This is a genomic window from Tessaracoccus luoxuelianae (genome assembly GCF_055326245.1).
This window is the reverse complement of record NZ_JBUZNO010000011.1, coordinates 20,275-41,880: the sequence shown is the minus strand read 5'-3', so window position 1 is coordinate 41,880 and position 21,606 is coordinate 20,275. Positions and strand designations below refer to the sequence as shown.

The following is a 21,606-nucleotide window of genomic DNA, read 5'->3' as shown; positions in this document are numbered from 1 at the left end:
GGGCGGTCACCGTGATGGTGACCGCCCCTGTCGTTTTGCCCAGAGGGTCAGAGGCTCATGTCGACGATGCCTCGGCCCGACATGGTGCCCGCTCGCAGCTTGTCGTAGCCGATGTTGACGTCGTCCAGGCTGAACACCTGGTGGACCACGTCGTCGACCTCGATGAGGCCTCGCGCGGCCATGTCAACCACGGCCGGGAGGTCGACGCGGGTGCGCGCCCCGTACGAACCGATGATCGACTGGCTACGGCGCACCGTGCGGTTGATCTGCACCTCCGCGGACTGCACCCCGGCGCCCAGGCCGATGGGCACCATGCGGCCGCCGTCGGCCAGAATGTCCAGTGCGGTGTTCCAGGTGGCCGGCCGGCCCAGCGCCTCGAAGGCGACGTCCACTCCGTAGCCGTCGGTCATCTCCATCACGGCCTCGCGGGCGTCCGTATTCAGGAGGTTGACGGTGTGGGTGGCGCCCATCGTCCTCGCTGCTGCGAGCTTGTCGTCGTCGACGTCGAGCGCGATGACCTGGCGGGCGCCCATCACCTTGGCGAACTTGAGGATCATCGACCCCACGCCGCCGGTGGCGACGACGGCGACCGTCTCTCCGAACCGGAGATCCGCCCCCCGCCGCACGGCGCCGTAGGCGGTCATCGCGGCGCAGCCCAGGATGGCCGTGTTCTTGGGCGACAGGTTGTCCGGGATGGGCGTGACCGACGTGGCCGGGACAACGCAGTACTCCGCCAACCCGCCCATGGAGTACATCCAGATGGGGTTGCCGTCGTTGTCGGCGAGGCGGGTCTCACCGTCGTAGAGGACGCCCTTGAGGCGGTTGAGCTGGAAGAAGGGGTAGCAGAGGTCGTCGCGACCGGCGCGGCAGGCCTTGCACTGGCCGCACGGCATCAGGAAGGCGCCGGCCACGTTCTGGCCGACGGCGAGCTCACCGGTGAGCATGCCGGGGCCGAGTTCGACGATGGTGCCCGACACCTCGTGGCCGAGGACGCAGGGCGTGGGGAAGGCGATGGCGCCGCCGAGGACGTGGAGGTCCGAGTGACAGAGGCCGCAGGCCGCAACCTTCAGCAGCACCTCGTTTGCCCGTGGTCGCGGGGTGGGGATGGTTTCGATCGACAGCGGTTCACCCGGAGCCCGAAGGACTGCGGCGCGCATCGTGGCAGGAATGTCCATGCTGGCTCCTCATTGACTTTGTGTGGACAAACTCAGTATGGACCATGAGATACCGCGTGTCACTAGCGGGGGGGGATAAACCAGCGCCGATTATTTGTTCTTACATGGAATGATTGGTGGAATCGTTTGCACCCAGCGCCGAGGCCACGAGAGCGGAGATCACGGAGATGATCAGGGAGCCGAACACGGCGTTCCAGAACCCGTCGACGTGGAAGCCGAGGCCGAGCTCGCCGGCCAGATATGAGGTGAGCAGCAGCATGCCCGCGTTGATCACGAAGAGGAACAACCCGAACGTGAGGATGATGAAGCAGGCGCCCAGGACGAAGGCGAAGGGTCGGACGATCGCGTTGACGATCCCGAGGATGACGGCCACGCCGAGGAGGGTGAGCGCCTGGTCGACGTTGGAGTCTGCGGTGAGGGTGATGCCGGGGAGCAGCCACACGGCGACGGCGGTCGCGACGGCGGTGGCGACCAGGCGGAGCAAGAGCTTCATGCGTCTGAGCGTAGGGGTCCCGGCGTGTCTCGCGCCTCAGGGAACTCCCCGACCCACTCCCTGAGGCGCTTCGCCAGCCGAGTCGCCGGGGTCCGTCTGCAACTTGCGATGTGGAGAGCGGTTTGTGTGCATATACGCAGAAGCCGCGCTCCTCATAGCAAGTTGCAGACCCGCCCTTCCTCGACGGGCCGGTCGCGTCGGCACCACGCCCGAGACGCACCCGGCACCAGACCACAGCCAGCCAAGGTCGGTTTCGACGCGGGCTGCGCCGCTTCGCGGCTCGGCCCGGCTCAACCAGCGGGAATGGGCGAGGGTGCGGGACGGCAGGGCGGGTGTGCGCAGTGATGCCCAACCCGAGGATCACCGACTGGCGTCCCGCCTGGGCAGACCCGACCCGGGCCCGCCACGCCGTCGCGCACCCGGACCCGACCACGCCCCGGGCAGACGAGTGCGGGGAGACGAGTGCGGGGAGACGGGAGGCGAGGCCCGGGCGGCCTCGACACCTGACCACAGACAAAGCCCGCAGAAACCGGCAGGCCTTGGTCAACGGCCGCTCGGGCGTCGACTCACGGCTCACCGCACCCGACCACGAGAATTGCGGGAAGGTGGTAGTCACGACCCTTCGAGACGGGCCACGCCGCTGCGCGGGCGGCCCTCCTCAGGGAGCGATGGGAGCGGGCCAGTTCCGCGGGCGGCCCTCCTCTGGGAGCGATGGGGACGGGCATCGACTCACGGCTCACCGCACCCGACAACCTTGAGTCAACGTCCGAAACGGGGCGGGCGGAGGGGTCAGAGGCCGAAGGTGGTGACCGCCTCGACCGTCGGGACCTCGTGCCACTGGCCGTCCGCTGCGGACGCCACCACTGCCTCGTCGATCTCGGCGGCGGCCCAGCCGTCACCTGCAGAGGGCGCGACCTGCTCCCCCGTCGTCACGGAGATGAGGAACTTCGCCGCTTCGACGGCCTTGAGGTCGTCGAAGCCCATCGAGGTTCCCGCGCCCGGCTGGAACCGGTCGAAGTCCGGCATGCCCGGACCAGCCATCACGCGGGTGTAGCCCTGGACAGGGCCCTCGCCGCGGCCGATGCACACGTCGAGGTGGTTGAGGGACTCGAAGTTCCACCGCACCGACCCCTCCGTGCCGTACACCTCGACGATGTACTCCGCACGCGGCCCGACCGAGACCCGACTGGCCTCGAGCACCCCGACGACGCCGCTGTCGAACCGTGCCAGCACCGCGACCCAGTCCTCGTTGCCCACCGGGCCCTTCTCCTCGCCGACGGTGTAACCGGAGTGCCCGACCCCGCCGGATCCGATCGGGATGGGCCGTTCCTTGATGAACGTGTCCGTCATCGCCGAGACCGACGAGATGCGTCCCACCAGGTACTGGGCCAGGTCCGCGCCGTGAGACAGGAGGTCGCCGACGATCCCGGCACCAGCCCGGGCCCGGTCGTAACGCCAGGTCAACGGCCCGTCGGGACTGGAGGCGTAGTCCGCGATGAACCACACCCGGCAGTTGGTGATTCGCCCCAACTTCCCGTCGCGGATCAGCTCCCTCGCGTACTGGATGGCCGGAACGTGCCGGTAGTTGAAGCCGACGGCTGTGGCCAGTCCGGCGCCTGCCGCGGCCTGGGCGATCTCCCGCGACTCCGTCGCGCTGACTCCCATGGGCTTCTCGATCCAGAACGGCTTGCCGGCCTCAGCGGCCGCCAACGCGATCTCGTGGTGCAGGAAGTTGGGCGCGCAGATGGAGACCACCTCGACCTCAGGATCGGCGAGGAGGTCGCGGTAGTCCGCGTAGGCTCGGTTGAAGCCGGCCACATCGACCGCCCAGTCACGCGTCGCCTCCACCGGGTCGCACGCGGCAACCAGGTCGCAAGCGAGCCCGAGCTCAGGATAGCGCTCGGCGAGTGCCTTGTAGCTGCGGGTGTGCAGCCGGCCCATCCAACCGAGAGAGATGACGCCGACGCCGATGCGCTTGGCCATGACAAGTTCCTTACTGGCGCTTCACGCCACGATGACGAGCACGTCCAACACAGGCGACGTGCGGGCGACGGCGCCCGCCAGGCCGATGGACAGTGCGGAAGTGTGAGGGTGAGCGACCCCCCTGGGCCGATCCGCATCGTGCATCGATGCTCGATGCGGATCGACCCCGGGAAAGTGCTCGTGGTGGTGCGGCGTGGGCCGCGGGGGGGCTACTTGGTGGCGACGAAATCCAGGCCGATCTTGTCGTGGCTGCCGGAGCCGGCCCAGCGCGTCGTGACCACCTTGGTGCGGGTGTAGAAGTTCACGCCCTCCTGGCCGTGAATCCTGTGATCGCCGAGCAGCGAGTTCTTCCAGCCGCCGAACGAGTAGTAGCCCACCGGCACCGGGATGGGCACGTTGATGCCCACCATGCCCGCGTTGACGTCGAGCTGGAACTGGCGCGCCACCTGGCCGTTCTCCGTGAAGATCGCCGAGCCGTTGCCGAACGCGCTCGAGTTGACGATCTCGATGGCCTCCTCGTAGGTGTCGGTCTTCACCACGACGAGAACCGGCCCGAAGACCTCCTCGCAGTACAGCTGGGTCTCGAGCGGGACGTTGTCCACGATGGTGGGGCCCACCCAGTTGCCGTTCGCGGTGCCCTCGACCTCGGAGCTGAACCCGCGACCGTCGAGCACCACGTTGGCGCCCTTGGCTTCCGCGTCGTTGATCCAGGAGAGGATCCGCTCACGGGACTTCGACGAGATGACCGGGCCGAGCTCGTTGGCGGGGTCCGAGCCGGGGCCCACCTTCAGGACCTCGGCGCGCGCCTTGACCTTCTCGATCAGGGCGTCGTGCGCGTCACCCACGGCCACAACGACGGGCAGGGCCATGCAGCGCTGGCCGGCCGCGCCGAAGGCGCCGGAGACGATGTGCTGGGCCGCGAAGTCCAGGTTGGCGTCGGGCATCACGATGGCGTGGTTGTTCGCGCCGCCGAGGGCCTGGAACCGCTTGCCGGAGGCGGCGCACCGGCTGGCGACGATCTTGGCCACCGGGGTGGAGCCGACGAAGGAGACGGCGTCGATGCCGGGGTGGTCGAGGATGTGGGAGACCACCTGCTTGTCGCCACACACCACCTGGAACAGGCCGTCGGGCAGACCGGCCTCCTTGTAGAGCTTGGCCACCATGAGCGACACGGACGGCACCGGGGTGGCGGGCTTGAGGATGACTGCGTTGCCGGTGGCGAGCGCCATCGGGTGCATCCACATCGGCACCATCATCGGGAAGTTGAACGGCACGATGGCGCCGACGACGCCGACGGCCTGGCGGAGGGTGTGCACGTCGACGCCGGTGGCGGCCTCGACGGTGTGCTCACCCTTCAGCGCGTTCTGGATGCCGCAGGCGAACTCCACGATCTCCAGGCCGCGAGCGATCTCGCCGAGCGCGTCGCCGCGGGTCTTGCCGCCCTCGCGGACGATGACGTCTGCCAGGTCGTCCTGGCGCTCGATGAGCAGCTGGCGGAAGTTGAACATGACGCGGCTGCGCTTGGCCAGCGACGCGCGGCCCCAGATCTTCTGGGCGGCGCGGGCTGACGCGATGGCGCGGTCGATGAGCTCGGTGCTGGCCTCGGCGACGCCGCCGATGACCTCGCCGGTGGCGGGGTTGTCGATGGGCAGAACCTCGACACCCTCCTCGAAGTACTCGGCGCCGTCGATCCAATGGGGCATGGTGATGGACATATCAGTCATTCCTTTAGTGTGCTGGCTCAGAAGAAGCGGCGCTGGCCCTTGACGGCCTCCGCGTACTCCTCGTAGGCCTTCTGGGTGGATTCGAGCGTGGAGGCGGCCGTGACGGGCACGTCCCACCAGCCCGTGGCGGGCGGGTTGGGCCCGTAGAGGTCGGTCTCGATGTGGATCATGGTGGCCTTGTCGGAGGCCACGGCGGTGGCGTAGGCCTCGCGGAAGTCCGCGATGGTGCTGACCTCGATGACGTCCAGGCCCCAGGAGCGGGCGTTGGCGGCGATGTCGACGGGGATCAGCTCGTCGCTGCGCCCACCGTCGGCGGCGCGCATCCGGTACTTGGTGCCGAACCGCTGCGAGCCGCGCGACTCGGACAGGCCACCGATGGAGGCGTAGCCGTGGTTCTGCAGCAGGACGAAGATCACCTTGGCGCGCTCCTGCACGATGGTGGCGAGCTCCATGGGCAGCATCTGGTAGGTGCCGTCGCCGACGATGGCCACCACTTCGGAGTCCGGGGATGCCATCTTGCAGCCCAGCGCCGCGGGGATCTCGTAGCCCATCGTGGAGAAGGCGTACTCCACGTGGTACTGACCCGGGGTGCGGGCGCGCCACAGGGCCTGCAGGTCGCCGGGCATGGAGCCGGCGGCGTTGATGACGATGTCGTCGTCGCCCAGCAGCTCGTTGAGGGCGCCGAACACCTCGGTCTGTGCCGGGAGCGGGCCGTGGCCAAGGTGGTAGCACTTGTCCGTGGCCTCGGCCCAGGCGGCGCGCTCGTCGGCGATCTTCTGGGAGTAGGCCTCGTCGACGCGGTGCCCCTCAAGGGCCTCGGTGAGCGCGGTGAGCGCCTCGCGGGCGTCTGCCACGAGCATCTGGGCGCCCTGCTTGGCCGCGTCGAAGGAGCCGACGTTGATGTTGAGGAACTTCACGTCCGGGTTCTTGAACTGGGTCTGCGAGCCGGTGGTGAAATCGGAGTAGCGGGTGCCGATGCCAATGATGAGGTCCGCCTCGACGGCCAGCGCGTTGGCTGAGCCGGCCCCCGTGGAGCCCACGCCGCCGACGGCGCACTCGTGGTCCCAGTTGATGCCGCCCTTGCCGGCCTGCGTGTCGGCTACCGGGATGCCGGTGGCGGTGGCGAACGCCCGCAGCTCCTCTGTGGCGGCGGAGTAGATGGTGCCTCCGCCGGAGATGACCAGGGGACGCTTCGCCGCACGGATGGCCTCGACGGCGCGCGCGAGGGCTGCGCGGTCCGGCACGCGGCGGTCGATGTGCCACACCTTCTTGGCGAAGAACTCCACCGGCCAGTCATAGGCCTCGGCCTGGACGTCCTCGGGGAGGCAGACGACCGCGGCACCGGTATCGGCGGGGTCCGTGAGCACGCGCATGGCCCGGGGCAGGGAGACCATCAGCTGTTCGGGGCGGTTGACCCGGTCCCAGAACTTCGAGACGGGGCGGAACACGTCGTTGGCGCTCACGTCGGGGTTCGTCGGGTCTTCAACCTGCTGCAGGACCGGATCCGGCATGCGGTTGGCGAAGATGTCCGAGGGGAACAGCAGGACGGGGACGCGGTTGGTGGTGGCCAGAGCGGCACCGGTGACCATGTTGAGGGCTCCGGGGCCGATCGAGGAGGTGACTGCGAGGGTCTGCATGCGCTCGGTCTGCTTGGCGAAGGCGGCGGCCACGTGGACCATGCCCTGCTCGTTGCGGCCCATCCAGTACTCGAAGGGCTCGTCGAAGGCCGGGTCGACCTCGTGCTGCAGCAGCGCCTGGCCCACGCCTGCGACGTTGCCGTGGCCGAAGATGCCGAACATGCCGGGGATGAAGCGCTGCTCGACGCCGTCGCGCTCGGTGTACTGGTGCGCCAGGTAGCGGACGATGGCTTGCGCGACCGAAAGGCGGATGGTGGTCATGTGAGGATTTCTCGCTTTCTCAGGCGTCGAGCCGGGTGGGTGCGTAAGGGAGGCGGTGATCGACATCGGTGTCATCCCAGGTCTGGCGGAGCCAGCCGTAGCAGGGGTCGTCCACGGAGAGCCACTCGGGCCCGCCGGGGCCGGCCATCACGTTGAGGTAGTACAGGTCGTAGCCGGGGGCCGCGACGCACGGGCCGTGCCAGCCGTGCGGAACCAGCGCGGTATCGCCCGTGTTGACGCGCAGGGCGACGTCGATGGGCCGCTCGGGCGTGCCGTAGGTGGAGTGGAACGCCATGCCGGGGCCGTGCTCGTCGGCCTTGATCTCGAAGTAGTAGATCTCCTCGAGCTCGCGCTCGTTCTCGGTGGTCTCGTCGTGCTTGTGCGGCGGGTAGCTGGACCAGTTGCCGCCGGGCGTGATCACCTCGCACACCAGCAGGCGGCTGGTCTGCAGCGTGTTGTTGAGGGCGTAGTTGGTGACCTGCCGCGACATTGTGCCGGCGCCGCGGAGGCCGACGGTGGCCTCGTCGGCCGGGCAGTAGCGCACGTCGAGCGTCTCGCTCGCCACCGCGCTGGGCAGGGCGTAGCGGCCGCCGTCGACCGAGGTGAGAGTGGCCTCGGCGCCGCGGGGGAGGTAGAGGTAGTCGGTGACCTCGCCGAAGATGGTGGAGCGCCCGTTGAGCGTGTGGGTCTCCCCGCCGACGGTGACTGTCGCGGCGCCCTCGAGCGGCAGTACCAGGCACTCGGACTCGCCCGTGCCGAATGCGTAGGACTCCCCCGCGTCCAGCACCGCGACCTTGAGGCCGGAGTAGGCCCAGTTGGCGGATTCCGGGCTCACGTCCACGGCGAGCGGCGGCCGCCCGGTGGAGCCGGCGGGCAGGACATGGTCGGTCATCAGTTCTCCTTGACGCGGTGGCGGGTCTTGGTATCGACGGGGTTGCGGCGCACGGCCGCGAGCAGTTCGGGCTCGCTCGGCATCGCCGTCGAGCATTCGAGGCGGGTGGCGACGAGCGCACCGGCGGCCGAGGCGGCCACCAGGGTGTCCACGAGCGGCCATTCCTTGATCAGGCCGAAGCACAGCGCGCCGCCGAAGGCGTCCCCGGCGCCGAGGCCGTTGACCACCTCGATGGGGGTGCCGGCCACCTCGATCACTCTGTCGGCGTCCATCGCGAGCACGCCGTCGGGGCCACGCTTGACCACCGCGACGTCCACGCCGCGGGCCATCAACGCCTCGGCGGCCCGCTCGGGGTCCGACTCGCCGACGGCCACCTCACACTCGGCACTGTTGCCGACGACGATGTCCACGTAGGGCAGCACCTCGGCGATGGCCTCACGCGCGGCCTCCGGCGAGGGCCAGAACTGCTCGCGGTAGTCCAGGTCCAGGATGGTGAACGGCCTGCGCCCGCGGGCCTTGAGCGCAGCCAGGTGGGTGGAACGGCTGGGCTCACGGCTCAGCCCCGTCGTCGTGATCCAGAAGACCTTCGCCTGGACGATCGCGTCGATCGGAAGGTCCTCGGGTCGCAGCCGGAGGTCCGGGGCGGTGGGGCGGCGGTAGAAATAGAGGGGGAAGTTGTCCGGGGGGAAGATCTCGCAGAAGGTGACCGGGGTGTTGAGGTCGCCGTCGACCTTCACATAGTCGTCGAACACGCCGAGGTGTCCCATCTCCGCGCGACAGAACCGGCCGAAGGGGTCGTCGCCGACGGCGGTGACGACGGCGGCGGAGCGACGGAGGCGCGCGGCGGCCACGGCCACATTGGTGGCGCTGCCGCCGAGGAACTTGCCGAACGAGGTGACGTCCTCGAGGCCCACTCCGTGCTGATGGGGGTAGATGTCCACGCCGATTCGGCCCATGGTCAGCACATCGACGCTGCGCGTGCCGAAAAGTCCCATGATGTGTCCCGCTTCTTCGAGGAGGTGCCCTCTTATCGTAACCAGTGACGGGCATTTGTCAAGACAAATCGTCAACTCCTGACAAAGGTCTAGCTACAACCTGACATTGGCAGTACAATGTGTGCACACGACGACGTGAGAGACCAGATGCCACACAGCGCCCCGTACATCGCGCAGATCGAGATCGATCGCACCAGCGCCACACCGCTCCACGCCCAGATCGCGGAGCCGCTCGCCAGGCTCATCGAGGACGGCACCATCGAACCCGGCACGCGCATCGAGGACGAGGTGTCGATGGCGGAGCGGCTGAAGGTGTCACGGCCGACGGCGCGCCGGGCCATGGAGACCCTCACCAACCGCGGCCTCATCGTGCGACGGCGCGGCGCCGGCACGCAGGTCACCCCCACCCGCGTCCACCGACCCATGGCGCTCAGCTCGCTCAACGACGACCTCGAGAAGTCCGGCGTGGACCCGCGCACCACCGTGCTGGAGTGGGAGATCGAAGGTGCGGCGCCGGGTGTCGCGGCGGCGCTCAACATCGCTCCCGGTTCCGAGGTGGTGCACATGCGACGCCTACGGATGCTCCGGGACGAACCCCTGGCCCTGATGAGCAACTGGCTGCCGGCGGCCCTCGCGCCCACCCGGGCCGAGCTGGAGTCCGGCGGCCTGTACGCCCGCCTGCGCGAGCGGGGCGTGAAGGTGACGGTGGGGTTCCAGCAAATCAGCGCCCGCCTGGCCACGGCCGACGAGGGCCGCCTCCTCAACGAGCCCACCGGCGCCGCGCTCCTGACCATGCAGCGCACGGCCTACGACGAGCAGCACCGGGCGGTGGAGTTCGGCATGCACGTCTACCGCGCCTCGATGTACTCCTACGACCAGACGGTGATGGCCTGAGTCAAGCCCGGCGCCGCCGTCGCCAAGAAAAGTTCGCCTTGACCTGCAATTTGTTCTGACATATCCTTGACAGGACAAACCAATGTAGTGTCCAATGGTGTCAGGCCTCATCGTCGAGACCGCACCACCGCTTGAGAAGGAATCGCCATGACCATCGAGTACACCGAGGGACCGCTCCTGACCGCGGCCCGGACCACCCCGACCGCCCTGTGGAACGACTCGGCCGACCTTGAGGAGCTCCGCCAGTCGATCTCCTACGGCGGCGTCGGCGCCACCTGCAACCCCGTCATCGGCTACACCACCATCAAGCAGCACAAGGACATCTGGGGCCCCCGGATCCAGGCCATCGCCGCCGCCAACCCCACCTGGGGCGAGTCGGAGATCGGCTGGCAGGCCATCAAGGACATGTCTGTGGAGGCCGCCGAGCTGCTGCTGCCGATCTTCAAGGAGACCAACGGGCGCAACGGGCGCCTGTCCGTGCAGACGGACCCCCGTCACCACCGCGACGCGAAGGCCCTGGCCGATCAGGCCGTGGAGTTCTCCGAGCTCGCCCCCAACATCATCGTGAAGATCCCCGCCACCAAGGTGGGCATTGAGGCCATCGAGGACGCCACCTACCGCGGCGTGGTCATGAACGTGACCGTCTCCTTCACCGTCGCCCAGGTTGTCCGCTCCGGCGAGGCCATCGAGCGTGGCCTGCAGCGCCGCGTCGCTGAGGGCAAGTCCATCGACGACATGTGGCCCGTGGTCACCCTCATGGTGGGCCGTCTCGACGACTGGATGAAGGCCGAGGCAGAGCGCACCCAGCTGTTCATCGATCCGGGCCACATGGAGTGGGCTGGTGTCGCGGCCATCAAGAAGGCCTACCAGATCTTCCAGGAGCGCGGCTTCCGCTCCCGCGTGCTGTCCGCGGCGTTCCGCAACGTGCTGCAGTACAGCGAGCTCATCGGCGGCGACCTCGTCGTCTCCCCGCCCTTCAAGTGGGCCAAGCGGATCAACAACTCGGACTACGTGGCCGAGAGCCGGATCGACGTCCCTGTGGACCCGAAGATCATCGAGTCGCTGCAGCGTATCGAGGACTTCAACCGCGCCTACGAGGAGGACGGCCTGAGCATCGAGGAGTTCGAGAACTTCGGCCCCACCCGCAAGACGCTGCGCCAGTTCCTGGGCGCCGACTGCGACCTCGACGCCCTGGTGCGCGACTTCCTCATCGCCCCCGCCTGATCCTTATCCCCGTCCGGGTGTGATCCCCGGAATCCGAGCCACGCAGGCCCCGGTCCGCTCCTGACGGACCGGGGCCTGCGTGTGCCCGGTGGGGTGTGCGTGCGTCCGGGGGTGGGTGGGGTTTGCGTGTGCCCGGGGGTGGGTGGGGTTTGAGCAAATGGCAGGGGTCACGGGTCGGGTCCCGCTCAGTCTGAGCGTGGGCCCCTTCGTGACCCCTGCCATTTGCTCAAACCCACAGCCGCAGAAGCCCCCCGGGGTGGGTCAGCTGGCGCGGGGGTCGTCGGCGGGGAGCTGCTTCTGCAACGACGCCAACCTCTGGTTGATCTGCTCCAACAGCTCCGCGGTCTCCGCGTTCAGCGCCTTCATCGCCTTCCGCCTGGTCCCACCGGAGTTCGCTCCCCAGATGAGCTCACCTCGGACACGCAGCGCCTGCGCGTGTCGATGCCAACCCGCGGGCTCCGTCGCCTCCGGGAACGCCAGCTCGACGGCGTCCGCAGCGGTGTCGATGGCCGCCATCTTCGCGTCGAAGCGGATCTTGGGGTTGTTCGCATCCGTGGCCGACTTCAGCTTCCCCACCAGATCATCGAGACTCTTGGCGATCTGCGGATTCTCCCGCAGCGCGGAGACCAGCGTGACGGTGGTGGCGACCGCGGCGCCGGTGGTCTTGATGATGATGCCGAGCTTGCTCATGCGGCCAGTCTAGGTTCGACGCCAGAACCGGGCGTCCGATCCCCGCGACCGCCTACGCTGGCCGACATGCGACGACGCGTCCTCACCCCGGTTCTGCTCCTCGGCGCCGCTGCCCTCGGCGCCTGCACCGCGGCCCCCGAGCCCGCCGTCGAGACCACCCCCACCGTCGGGGTTCAGCTCTTCCAGTGGCCGTGGCGATCCGTGGCCCAGGAGTGCACCGAGGTGCTCGGGCCTCACGAGTTCGGGTTCGTCCTCCTCTCCCCCGCGCAGGAGCACATCGACGGTGAGGCCTGGTGGACGTCGTACCAGCCGGTCAGCTACCAGCTGGAGTCCAAGCTGGGCACGCGCGAGGAGTTCGCCGAGATGGTCACCGCGTGTGGGGAGGCCGGTGTGGACGTGATCGCCGATGCCGTGATCAACCACATGGCGGGGATCGACGGCGGCACTGGCGTCGCGGGGACGGACTTCACGCACTACGACTACCCCGGTCTGTACGGTCCAGAGGACTTCCACGACTGCCCCATGACGGTCTCAGGCGACATCGAGAACTACTCGGACCAGCAGCAGGTGCAGGAGTGCGAACTGGTCAACCTCGCGGACCTGGACACCGGCAGCGAGAAGGTCCGCGACACCATCGCCGCCTACCTCAACGACCTCACCGACCTCGGCGTCGCGGGTTTCCGGATCGACGCGGCCAAGCACATGTCCGCGACCGACGTGGAGGCCATCGTCGGGAGGCTCGACGGGGAGCCGCTGATCATCTCCGAGGTCATCCGAGGGGGCGGCGAGCCGATCCAGCCGGAGGACTATCTCGACGCCGGCGCCGTCTTTGCGTTCCAGGTGGCCAAGGACATCTCCGGCGTGGTGCCCGGCGGCGCCGTCTCGCGCGCCCTAGAGATGCGCGACGGGGAGGTTCCGTCTGAGCAGGCGTTCACGTTCATCACCAACCACGACACGGAACGCAACGGGCAGACCCTCAACTCCAAGGATGGGGACCAGTTCAGGGTGGCCACGGCCCTGCTACTGGGGATCGACTACGGCACTCCGATCGTCTACTCCGGCTACGCGTTCTCGGACCACGACGCCGAGGCGCCGCAGACGGACGGCCGGGTCGACGACGTAGCGTGCGCGGCGCCGTCGGAGGATCCGGAGGATGGTGCCTGGTTGTGTCAGCACCGGGATGTCGCGGGGTTGGCTGAGTGGGTCGCGGTGGTGGGCGACGCGCCCGTCGAGAACGTGTGGAAGCAGGGGTACGCGGTGGCGTTCGATCGAGGCGACCGAGGCCTCATCGCCGTCAACGACACGAGCACCCCGGTGAGCGCCACCCTCACCACGAACCTGCCCGACGGCGCGTACTGCGACGCGGCTGCCTCGCCGGCCCCGCCCACCGCGGAGGATCGCTGCGAGGAGGGCCCGTTCGTGGTGGCCGACGGCAAGGTCACCGTCGAGATGCCCGCCATGGACGCGGTGGCCCTCCACGTCAACCTCCGTGCGGCCGGTTGATCACTCGGCGCTTGGTGGGGTCGACAAGTGTGGTCGGGTCTGGCGCCGTGTGGTGGGGGCCGGGCCGCCCATGATGCCGGCGACGGCGCTTCGCGCAGCCGCGCCGTCATCAACGCCCACCCAGCCTGCCCAGCCCCCAACAACCCGCCGCCCTACCGTCCCGTCCCAGTCGCCTGTCTTAAGTCTCGGCGCCTGCCTTACGTCTCGACGCCTGCCTTACGTCTCGACGCCTGCCTTCCCGACGCCTGCCTTACGTCCCGACGCCAGCCTTACGCCTCGACGCCAGCCCTGTATCGCAGGCGGCCCGGAGCCGCCTGACCTACGTTCAGCCGCCCGCGCTACAGCGCAGGCGGCCAGACTTACCGCAGGCGCCACGGGGCCCGCCCGCGCCGATGCGAGTCGACGATGGAGGTCGGTTGGGTGCGAGGGTGGGCGACGGCAGGGCGGCTGCGCGCCGTGATGCCCAACCCGACGATCACCCAACTGGCATCCCGCCTGGGCAGACTGTCACCAGGGCCGCCCTGACGGCGCACGCCTGGAATGGACCACGCCACAGGGGAGCGAGTGCAGGGAGCAGTGAGACGAGGCCCGGGCGGCCTCATCTACTGAACCAAGGACAGGGCTGCGATCAACAGCGAAAGTGCGGGCAACGGCCGCCCGGGCGTCGTGTCACCGGTCCCTGCACCAGGCGCCAGGGGCTTCGACGCAGCAGCGGGCGCTACGCGCCGCGGCTGGCTCACCCAGCGGCGGAGGTCAGGGCTCCCGGCACCCGGTGCCGGACTTGAGCCGCCACCGTTGAGCAGGGTCAGACTGTGAGCGGAGGGGTGCTGTCACGCAGGTGGACCTCGAGGGGCAGGGGCGACGGCACCCAGTCGGCGTCGATCGCCGCCCTGACCGCCTGGTAGCCGACCTCTTCCAACGGGATGCGGACCGAGGTCAACTGCGGGGTCACGTCGCTGGAGGAGGGGATGTCGTCGAACCCCGCCATCGCCACGTCGGCGCCGAGCTCGCGACCCTCCTCGCGCAGTTCCCGCACCGCACCCAACGCCACCGCGTCGCTCAGCGCGAACACCAGCGTTCCCGGCTCGATGCCGGCCGTCAGCGCCTCGCGCATCGCCTCCGCGCCGCCCTCGCGGGTGAACGCCGCGCGGTGCACCCGCTCGATCTGACCGCCCCCGGAGGTGAAGCCGTCCGTGAAACCCGCCTGGCGTTGGTCGGTGGTGATCAAGCCTCGCGGCGCGGCGAGCACGACGGCCCGTCGATATCCGCGCGCTGCCAATGCCACGCCGAGCGCCCGGGCCCCGCCCCAGTTGTCGATGAGCACGGAACGGAGCTCTGACGCGCCAGGGCCCAACGCGATGACCCGGCCGCCCATCCCGTGGATGGCGTCGATCTCAAGCTGCACCGGCTCGTGCAGCATCGCCATCCGCGACGCGGCCAGGATGACCCCGCGGGGCCGCTGCCCACGCAGCACCCGCAGCAGCGCGGCCTCCTTCTGCGGATCCCGCCCGGTCGTCGCGATGGTGACGAGAAATCCGGCCTCATCTGCCGCACGGGCAACGCCGGCCGCGACCTGAGCGAAGTACGGGTCCGCGATGTCAGCCACGAGCAGCGCGATGAGGGCGGAGGCCCCGCTGGCAACTGCCTGCGCGGAGACGTTGACGCTGTAGCCAAGCTTGTCCGCAGCCTCGCGGACGCGCTCCCGATACGACTCGGCCACCTTTCGCGTCGAGCCGTTCAGCACGCGCGACGCCGTGGCCAGCGAGACGCCCGCCTCCTGCGCGACGTCGACGAGGGTGGCGGTACCGTAGCGGCGCTGCTGGTGGTTCACGGTCATGAGTCTAGGGCCGCAGATGGGGGCCGACCCACCGTCCGAAGGCGTCGACGGTGTCACGCGCCACGACCTCGAAATCGGTCGCCCAGATGGCGGCGTTGAAGATCTCCACCTCGACGTCGCCGTCGTATCCGGTGTCCTCCACAGCGCGGGTGAGGGTCTCGAAGTCGATCACGCCCACACCTGGCTGATGCCGGGACAGAAGGACGTCGACTTCGAGGGGCGCCCGCCAGTCACACACCTGGTAGGCGGCGATCCGGTCCTCACGGCCGGCACGCGCGATGGCCGGGAGAACGTCCGGATCCCACCAGATGTGAAAGGTGTCCACCGTCACCCCCGCGACACTCGAGTCAAGCCCGGACACGAGGTCCAGCGACTGCCCGAGCGTGGAGACGACGGCGCGGTCCGCCGCGTACATCGGGTGGAGCGGCTCGACGGCGAGCGTCACGCCCGCGGCCGCCGCGTCGGGGGCGAGCTCTTCGAGGGCCTCGCGGACCCGGGCGCGCGCGCCGATGAGGTCCCGCGACCCCTCCGGCAGCCCACCGGCGACGAGCACCAGCACCGCCCGCGACCCAGGCGCCCCGGCGGCAGCCAGCACGGCCGTCTCCTCGATGGCGCGACGGTTATCGTCCAGCGAGTCGCTCCGCTCGGGTCCCGCCACCGCGGTGAAGAAGCCGGCGCGGCAGTAGGACGACATCCGCAGCCCGGAGTCCGACAGCATCGCGGCCGCCTCCCGGAGTCCCACGTCGGCCACCGGTTCTCGCCAGAGCCCGATCGACTGCATGCCGACGGAGGTGGTCACCGTCAGCGCGTCACGGAGGGTGGCGTGCTTGATGGTGGCCTGGTTGATCGAGAGCCTGGGGTGCGTCAAGGATCAGCCCAGCAGCAAATTGTCGAGGACGACCTTGCAACCTTCGCGGCTGGAACGCAGGCCCGCGTCGGCGAGTTGAACTCCGCGGGCGCCGGCGAGCAGGTCGAACGGGTACGGGGTGCCCTGCACGTAGGAGGCGAGGAACTCCTCCCACTGCTGCCGGAAGCCGTTGTCGAACACCTCATTGGTGGGCAGCTCGGCCCAATCCGCGGCGTAATCATGATCATCGGCCAGGTCCGGGTTCCACACCGGCTTCGGCGTCCCCACTCGGTGCTGGATCTTTGCGCCGAACAATCCCACCACAGCGGACCCGTGCGTCCCGTCGACCTGGAACTCCACCAGCTCGTCGCGGTTCACCCGCACCGTCCAGGAGGAATTGATCTCCGCGACGATGCCGCCGTCGAGCTCGAAGATGCCGTACGCGGCATCCTCCGCGGTGGCCTGATATGCCTTCCCAGCCTCATCCCACCGCTCCGGAATATGGATCGCCGCCTGTGCGTAGACGCTGCGCACCGGCCCGAACAGGTTCTCCAGCACATAATTCCAGTGCGGGAACATGTCGACGATGATGCCGCCGCCGTCCTCAGCACGGTAGTTCCACGACGGACGCTGTGCGGGTTGCCAGTCGCCTTCGAAGACCCAATACCCGAACTCCCCGCGCACCGAGAGGATGCGGCCGAAGAAGCCGGAGTCGATGAGGCGCTTCAACTTCTGGAGGCCCGGCAGGTACAACTTGTCGTGGACGACACCCGTCTTCACGCCGGCGGCGTTGGCGAGGCGGGCCAGTTCCAGGGCCTCCTCGACGGACTCGGCCGTCGGCTTCTCCGTGTAGATCGTCTTCCCCGCAGCGATCGCCTTCCGCAGCGCCGCCCCACGCGCCTTCGTCACCAGGAAATCCGAATAGATCTCCCACCGCGGATCCGCCAGAGCAGCATCCAGATCAGAGGTGTAGTCCTCGATCCCGTGCCTGGCGGCCAACTCGGCCAGCTTCGACTCGCTACGGCCCACGAGCAGCGGCCGGACGGTGACACGGGAACCGTCAGACAGCTCGATGCCTCCCTGATCCCGGATCGCCAGGATCGACCGCACCAAGTGCTGCCGGTAACCCATGCGGCCGGAGACACCATTCATGATGATCCCGATCTCACGCACGGAACGGGATCCCTGCACCATCTCGGCGGGCAGAGGCTTCAAAGTCGTTGACACTCTCAGTTCCTATCTATCACTTGCGTTTGGACGACATTGGTAAACGCTTTCCCCTATCCTGACACGTCACTGCCCCGCGCCACAAGAGGACGCCCCAGTTTTGTCCCAAGAAGCTTGGTTGTGAGGACCGTAAAGGATCCTGGGAAACGTTTACCATCGGATCACACTGTTCCCCGGTGGTCACGCTCGACCCGCATGTCGGTGACGGGGCTCGTGAACCCGTGCCGGTGAGTGGGGTGGGCTGCGAGATCAGCGGGGGTGATGGCAGCACCGTCAGCTGCGGCGGAGGCATAGATCGCGGCCACCATCTCGATGGAGCGGGCGGGCTGATCGGCCGTGGGTGGAAGCGGCTCTCCGGCAAGAAGCGCGTCGAAGACGTCTCGCAGCAGAGGCGCATGGTCACTGCGCTCCTCGTACTCGGGGAAACGCCACGCCTCGGCCTCGACTTCGAACCCGGGGGCGGGCGTGATCTGCCAGTTCTCGTGCCCGTGGCCGTAGAGGTGCTCGACGGAGACCGTCGCCTTCTGCGTGTCGATCCGCACCGCACTGACCTGGCGCGGAGAGACCGCGCTGGTGACCACCTGAGCCACCGTCCCCCCGGCGAACGTGATGGTCGCGGTGGAGGCGTCCTCGGTCTGGGTCTCGCGGTCCAGCCGCCACAGACGCCCCTGCACACTGGCCCAGTCACCCAGCAGGAAGCCCAGGAGGTCCAGCTGGTGGATGCCGTGCCCCAGCGTGGTGCCGCCACCCTCGGTGGCCCACTTCCCGCGCCACGGCACGGCGAAGTAGTCGGCGCCACGGAACCACAACGTCTCACAGACCGCGATGAGCGGGCGCCCCAGGGCGCCACTGGTGAGCAACTCGCGGACATGCGCCGCGGCGGTGCCGGTCCGCTGCTGGAACACCACGGCCAGCTCCTTGCCGGCAGCGGCTGCTGCTGCGCGCATCTCGTCGAGCTCATCGAGCGACGGCGCCGGAGGCTTCTCCACCACCACGTGCGCGCCCGCGGCGAACGACGCGACCGTCTGGTCGCGGTGGACGCCCGGCGGGGTGCAGATCAACACCACGTCCGGATGCTCCGCGGCCAGGAGTTCGTCGAGGGTGTCGTAGACGGCCGGGTTGCCCCACTGGGCGGCGAAGGCGTCTCCCTTGGACCGCGTCTGGTTGGTGACCGCAACGAGCTCGGCCTGCGGATGGGCCTCAACAGCCCGGGCGTGGAAATGTCCGACAGCGCCGGTGCCGACGATGGCGCAGCGAAGGGTCTGGGTCATGCGGTCACGTCCGAATCCGTGCCGGCCGTAGGAGTGATGGCCCGGAGTTCAGCGACGAGTTCCGCCCCGACGCCCGCCGCATGGCCGGCCACGTCGGCGTCGCCGACGACGAGCGCCGCGGACAGCACGAGCGTCTCCCCCGGCGGCAGCAGCGTCTCGGTGAAGAAGAACGGTGCGGGGTTCAGGCCGGCGTACTCCTCGCTGCGGGCGAACCACGGGCTCGGCGCCACAGCGCCGTCGAGCATGAGGACTCCGGCGGAGCGGTCCGCGGCCGCGAAGGCCAGCCATGGGCCCGGTTCACCGCGTGCCGCGTCGCCCGCGGGCCCCGACGGCGCCAGGATCTCGCCACCGGTGAAAGTGTCGGGGCCACGCCAGAAGATGCCGCAGTAGCCGGCGTTCTCCCGGCCCTTGGACGTCGGCGACCCGAAGCCCAACTGCTCGCCCGAGACGTTCGTCAGCGCACTGTGCCAGGTCAGCGCCCAGGTGGCGTCATCAACGGGACGGGCCGTGAGGCGGCGCTCCTCGGTCAGCACCAGCGAACCGTCTTCAGCCACCCAGTCCAGCTGCTCCACGAGCTCGGCCGGGCCGTCGTCGGTGCCGATCTCGAAGGATCGGTGCACCTGGGCGCCGTTGTTGGGCAGCTGCACATAGCCACTGCCGTGGACGTAGGTGGGGCCACCCCAGAAGTTGTGAGCCCCCACGACGGGGAGCGCCAGCGACAGCCCCTTGTGCCAGACATGGTCTGCCGGGCGGTAGGCGGTGACATCCGCGCCGGACCGCGTCCGAAGGAGTGCGTAGGGACGCGGGGACTCCAGCTGCACCTCCGTCGGTGCGTAGACGTATTCGGCGACAGTGACGTCGCCGTCGACGAGCAGGAGACGACCGGGTTGAGTGTCGAACTTCATGGGACCTCCACGGTGAGGATGGGCCGGGCACCCGCCACAGCAGGCATCAACCACACTAGAGGAAAGGAAGGGAAAGCGCTATCCTTGCCAGGACTTCATCCCACGCAAGCCAAGGAGGGCTCATGTATGTGGCCGACAATCGGATCATCCCGGTGGTGGTCATCAACCAGGCAGACCGCGCAGAGCCGCTCGGCGAAGCACTGGTGGCAGGCGGCATCCCGATCGCCGAGGTGACGTTCCGCACGGACGCGGCGCCCCAGGCGATCCGGCGCATGAGCGCCAACGCAGACCTGCTGGTGGGGGCTGGAACCGTGCTCAGCGTGAGCCAGGTGGACCAGGCGGTAGACGCCGGCGCGCAGTTCATCGTCAGCCCGGGCTTCAGCGCTGCGGTCGTTCGGCGCGCCCAGCACCACGGCCTGCCGGTCTTCCCGGGCGCGGTCACCCCGTCGGAGATCATGGCCGCCCTCGACCTCGGCCTGACCACGCTGAAGTTCTTCCCCGCCGGCGTGTACGGCGGGGCCCCCGCACTCAAGGCCCTAGGCGCCCCCTTCCCACAGGTGCGGTTCATCCCCACCGGCGGTGTGTCCATGGGCAACCTCGCCGACTTCCTCACACTGCCCAACGTGGCCGCGGTCGGCGGCTCCTGGATGGTTCCCGCCGGCGCGGTCGACGCCGGCGACATGGACACCGTCCGCCGTCTGTGCACCGAGGCCTCGGCCGCGGTCGCCTCGTTCGGAAAGGCGGCCTGACATGGGCACCCTCACCCTCCGCCCAGCCGACGACTGCCGCTATCAGGCCGTCTCGCTCGGCGAGGTCATGCTGCGCCTCGACCCAGGCGACCTGCGCATCCGCACCGCCCGCTCCTTCACCGCCTGGGAGGGCGGCGGCGAGTACAACGTCATCCGCGGCCTCTCCCGCGTGTTCGGCCTGCCCACCGCGGCGGTCACCGCGCTCGTCGACGACGAGGTCGGCCACCTCGTCGAAGGCTTCATCCTCGCCGGCGGCGTCGACGCCCGATGGATCAACTGGGCGAAGAGCGACGGCGTCGGACGCACCGTCCGCAACGGCCTGAACTTCACCGAACGCGGCTTCGGCATGCGCGGCGCCAAGGGCGTCTCCGACCGCGGCCACACCGCGATCTCCCAGCTGCGCCCGGACCAGGTCGACTTCGACCGCCTCTTCGGCGAGCAGGGCGTGCGCTGGCTCCACACCGGAGGAATCTACGCCGCCCTCTCCGAGCAGTCCGCCGAGACCGCGCTCGCCGCGGTGAAGGCCGCCAAGAAGCACGGCACCGCCGTGTCCTACGACCTCAACTACCGCCCCAGCCTGTGGCAGACCATCGGCGGCCAGGCCCGCGCGCAGGAGGTCAACCGCGAGCTGGCCAAGTACGTCGACGTGATGATCGGCAACGAGGAGGACTTCACCGCGGCCCTCGGCTTCGAGGTCGAGGGCGTCGACGAGAACCTCGCGGAGCTTCCGATCGAGGGCTTCAGGGCCATGATCGAGAAGGTCGCACAGGCCTACCCGAACATGGGCGTCATCGCCACCACCCTGCGCACCGTCCGCTCGGCCTCCACCAACGACTGGGGCGCAGTCGCCTGGTCCGCCGACACCGGCCTGGTGCAGGCCACGCACCGCGAAGGCCTGGAGATCCTCGACCGGGTCGGCGGTGGCGACTCCTTCGCCTCCGGTCTGATCTATGGCCTCCTCACCGGCGAGCCGCTCTCCACCTGCGTGGAATACGGCGCGGCCCACGGGGCGCTGGCCATGACCACTCCCGGCGACACCTCCATGGTGACCGCCGCCGAGGTCCTCAAGCTCGCCAGCGGCGGCAACGCCCGGGTTGACCGATAGCGGGATCGTTGGCTGAGGTGGCGCGGAGCGGGCCCCCACCGTTGGCTGAGGCGCCGCGGAGCGGGCCCCCACCGTTGGCTGAGGTGCCGCGGAGCAGCCCACACCGCTGGCTGAGGCGCCGCGAAGCGGCCTCGAAGCCTAAGAGAGTGTCCTTGTCAGCTCGCCTTTCCCAGGCTTCGAGGCTCGTCGCTCCT

At 69.0% G+C, this 21,606-nt stretch carries 18 protein-coding genes; 5 read left to right on the top strand and 13 right to left on the bottom strand.

Annotated features, from left to right (window positions below; all coding sequences use genetic code 11):
- Positions 1-47: 47 nt before the first annotated feature.
- The 7 genes from ACZK39_RS14805 to iolC form a co-directional block, all read right to left on the bottom strand.
- The gene (locus ACZK39_RS14805; RefSeq protein ID WP_463613742.1) at positions 48-1,175 is read right to left on the bottom strand and encodes a zinc-binding dehydrogenase; all 1,128 of its coding nucleotides are present in this window, start codon (positions 1,173-1,175) and stop codon (positions 48-50) included.
- 100 nt (positions 1,176-1,275) lie between these two features.
- Positions 1,276-1,668, bottom strand: a complete 393-nt coding sequence (locus ACZK39_RS14800; RefSeq protein ID WP_463613741.1) for a phage holin family protein — start codon at positions 1,666-1,668, stop codon at positions 1,276-1,278.
- A gap of 789 nt (positions 1,669-2,457) precedes the next feature.
- Positions 2,458-3,651 carry a Gfo/Idh/MocA family protein gene (locus tag ACZK39_RS14795; RefSeq protein ID WP_463613740.1) on the bottom strand — a complete coding sequence of 398 codons (1,194 nt, stop codon included), beginning with the start codon at positions 3,649-3,651 and terminating at the stop codon, positions 2,458-2,460.
- A gap of 209 nt (positions 3,652-3,860) precedes the next feature.
- On the bottom strand, positions 3,861-5,366 hold the full coding sequence (locus ACZK39_RS14790; RefSeq protein ID WP_463613771.1) for a CoA-acylating methylmalonate-semialdehyde dehydrogenase: 1,506 nt from the start codon (positions 5,364-5,366) through the stop codon (positions 3,861-3,863).
- Positions 5,367-5,392: 26 nt separating this feature from the next.
- Complete coding sequence (gene iolD / locus ACZK39_RS14785) at positions 5,393-7,273, bottom strand: 3D-(3,5/4)-trihydroxycyclohexane-1,2-dione acylhydrolase (decyclizing) (RefSeq protein WP_182783207.1); 1,881 nt, start codon at positions 7,271-7,273, stop codon at positions 5,393-5,395.
- A 19-nt stretch (positions 7,274-7,292) separates the two neighbouring features.
- On the bottom strand, positions 7,293-8,165 hold the full coding sequence (gene iolB / locus ACZK39_RS14780; RefSeq protein ID WP_463613739.1) for a 5-deoxy-glucuronate isomerase: 873 nt from the start codon (positions 8,163-8,165) through the stop codon (positions 7,293-7,295).
- Positions 8,165-9,160, bottom strand: a complete 996-nt coding sequence (gene iolC / locus ACZK39_RS14775; protein WP_182783205.1) for a 5-dehydro-2-deoxygluconokinase — start codon at positions 9,158-9,160, stop codon at positions 8,165-8,167. Before iolC ends, iolB begins: the two co-directional genes overlap by 1 nt.
- Before the next feature lie 147 nt (positions 9,161-9,307).
- On the opposite strand from iolC, the gene ACZK39_RS14770 reads away from it, so the two are divergent.
- Together ACZK39_RS14770 and ACZK39_RS14765 are read left to right on the top strand one after the other, a co-directional pair.
- Positions 9,308-10,054, top strand: a complete 747-nt coding sequence (locus ACZK39_RS14770; RefSeq protein ID WP_182800442.1) for a GntR family transcriptional regulator — start codon at positions 9,308-9,310, stop codon at positions 10,052-10,054.
- A 147-nt stretch (positions 10,055-10,201) separates the two neighbouring features.
- Positions 10,202-11,278 carry a transaldolase family protein gene (locus ACZK39_RS14765; protein ID WP_182783203.1) on the top strand — a complete coding sequence of 359 codons (1,077 nt, stop codon included), beginning with the start codon at positions 10,202-10,204 and terminating at the stop codon, positions 11,276-11,278.
- A 261-nt stretch (positions 11,279-11,539) separates the two neighbouring features.
- Here the strand turns inward: ACZK39_RS14765 and ACZK39_RS14760 are convergent, their stop codons facing one another.
- A complete protein-coding gene (locus ACZK39_RS14760; RefSeq protein WP_463613738.1) occupies positions 11,540-11,968 on the bottom strand; it encodes a hypothetical protein in 429 nt (142 codons plus the stop codon).
- A gap of 66 nt (positions 11,969-12,034) precedes the next feature.
- On the opposite strand from ACZK39_RS14760, the gene ACZK39_RS14755 reads away from it, so the two are divergent.
- On the top strand, positions 12,035-13,471 hold the full coding sequence (locus ACZK39_RS14755) for an alpha-amylase (protein WP_463613737.1): 1,437 nt from the start codon (positions 12,035-12,037) through the stop codon (positions 13,469-13,471).
- Positions 13,472-14,276: 805 nt separating this feature from the next.
- Here the strand turns inward: ACZK39_RS14755 and ACZK39_RS14750 are convergent.
- The 5 genes from ACZK39_RS14750 to ACZK39_RS14730 all read right to left on the bottom strand — a co-directional run bounded on the left by ACZK39_RS14750 (position 14,277) and on the right by ACZK39_RS14730 (position 19,558).
- Positions 14,277-15,302 carry a LacI family DNA-binding transcriptional regulator gene (locus ACZK39_RS14750; protein ID WP_463613736.1) on the bottom strand — a complete coding sequence of 342 codons (1,026 nt, stop codon included), beginning with the start codon at positions 15,300-15,302 and terminating at the stop codon, positions 14,277-14,279.
- A 10-nt stretch (positions 15,303-15,312) separates the two neighbouring features.
- Entirely contained in the window at positions 15,313-16,176 is an 864-nt protein-coding gene (locus tag ACZK39_RS14745) for a sugar phosphate isomerase/epimerase family protein (RefSeq protein ID WP_463613735.1), read from the bottom strand.
- Positions 16,177-16,179: 3 nt separating this feature from the next.
- Positions 16,180-17,382, bottom strand: a complete 1,203-nt coding sequence (locus ACZK39_RS14740) for a Gfo/Idh/MocA family protein (RefSeq protein ID WP_463613734.1) — start codon at positions 17,380-17,382, stop codon at positions 16,180-16,182.
- A 161-nt stretch (positions 17,383-17,543) separates the two neighbouring features.
- Positions 17,544-18,653, bottom strand: a complete 1,110-nt coding sequence (locus ACZK39_RS14735; protein WP_463613733.1) for a Gfo/Idh/MocA family protein — start codon at positions 18,651-18,653, stop codon at positions 17,544-17,546.
- A complete protein-coding gene (locus ACZK39_RS14730) occupies positions 18,650-19,558 on the bottom strand; it encodes a DUF6807 domain-containing protein (protein ID WP_463613732.1) in 909 nt (302 codons plus the stop codon). Before ACZK39_RS14730 ends, ACZK39_RS14735 begins: the two co-directional genes overlap by 4 nt.
- 122 nt (positions 19,559-19,680) lie before the next feature.
- Here ACZK39_RS14730 and ACZK39_RS14725 point away from each other — a divergent pair, with 122 nt between their 5' ends.
- On the top strand, positions 19,681-20,307 hold the full coding sequence (locus ACZK39_RS14725) for a bifunctional 4-hydroxy-2-oxoglutarate aldolase/2-dehydro-3-deoxy-phosphogluconate aldolase (protein WP_463613731.1): 627 nt from the start codon (positions 19,681-19,683) through the stop codon (positions 20,305-20,307).
- Position 20,308: 1 nt separating this feature from the next.
- Positions 20,309-21,412 carry a sugar kinase gene (locus tag ACZK39_RS14720; protein WP_463613730.1) on the top strand — a complete coding sequence of 368 codons (1,104 nt, stop codon included), beginning with the start codon at positions 20,309-20,311 and terminating at the stop codon, positions 21,410-21,412.
- Positions 21,413-21,606 lie beyond the last annotated feature (194 nt).

Excerpts from the sequence above, each read along its gene's own strand:
- ACZK39_RS14805 (WP_463613742.1), bottom strand. The coding sequence starts at position 1,175 with ATGGACATTCCTGCCACGATGCGCGCCGCAGTCCTTCGGGCTCCGGGT.
- ACZK39_RS14800 (WP_463613741.1), bottom strand. The coding sequence starts at position 1,668 with ATGAAGCTCTTGCTCCGCCTGGTCGCCACCGCCGTCGCGACCGCCGTC.
- ACZK39_RS14795 (WP_463613740.1), bottom strand. The coding sequence starts at position 3,651 with ATGGCCAAGCGCATCGGCGTCGGCGTCATCTCTCTCGGTTGGATGGGC.
- ACZK39_RS14790 (WP_463613771.1), bottom strand. The coding sequence starts at position 5,366 with ATGTCCATCACCATGCCCCATTGGATCGACGGCGCCGAGTACTTCGAG.
- iolD (WP_182783207.1), bottom strand. The coding sequence starts at position 7,273 with ATGACCACCATCCGCCTTTCGGTCGCGCAAGCCATCGTCCGCTACCTG.
- iolB (WP_463613739.1), bottom strand. The coding sequence starts at position 8,165 with ATGACCGACCATGTCCTGCCCGCCGGCTCCACCGGGCGGCCGCCGCTC.
- iolC (WP_182783205.1), bottom strand. The coding sequence starts at position 9,160 with ATGGGACTTTTCGGCACGCGCAGCGTCGATGTGCTGACCATGGGCCGA.
- ACZK39_RS14770 (WP_182800442.1), top strand. The coding sequence starts at position 9,308 with ATGCCACACAGCGCCCCGTACATCGCGCAGATCGAGATCGATCGCACC.
- ACZK39_RS14765 (WP_182783203.1), top strand. The coding sequence starts at position 10,202 with ATGACCATCGAGTACACCGAGGGACCGCTCCTGACCGCGGCCCGGACC.
- ACZK39_RS14760 (WP_463613738.1), bottom strand. The coding sequence starts at position 11,968 with ATGAGCAAGCTCGGCATCATCATCAAGACCACCGGCGCCGCGGTCGCC.
- ACZK39_RS14755 (WP_463613737.1), top strand. The coding sequence starts at position 12,035 with ATGCGACGACGCGTCCTCACCCCGGTTCTGCTCCTCGGCGCCGCTGCC.
- ACZK39_RS14735 (WP_463613733.1), bottom strand. The coding sequence starts at position 18,653 with ATGACCCAGACCCTTCGCTGCGCCATCGTCGGCACCGGCGCTGTCGGA.
- ACZK39_RS14730 (WP_463613732.1), bottom strand. The coding sequence starts at position 19,558 with ATGAAGTTCGACACTCAACCCGGTCGTCTCCTGCTCGTCGACGGCGAC.
- ACZK39_RS14725 (WP_463613731.1), top strand. The coding sequence starts at position 19,681 with ATGTATGTGGCCGACAATCGGATCATCCCGGTGGTGGTCATCAACCAG.
- ACZK39_RS14720 (WP_463613730.1), top strand. The coding sequence starts at position 20,309 with ATGGGCACCCTCACCCTCCGCCCAGCCGACGACTGCCGCTATCAGGCC.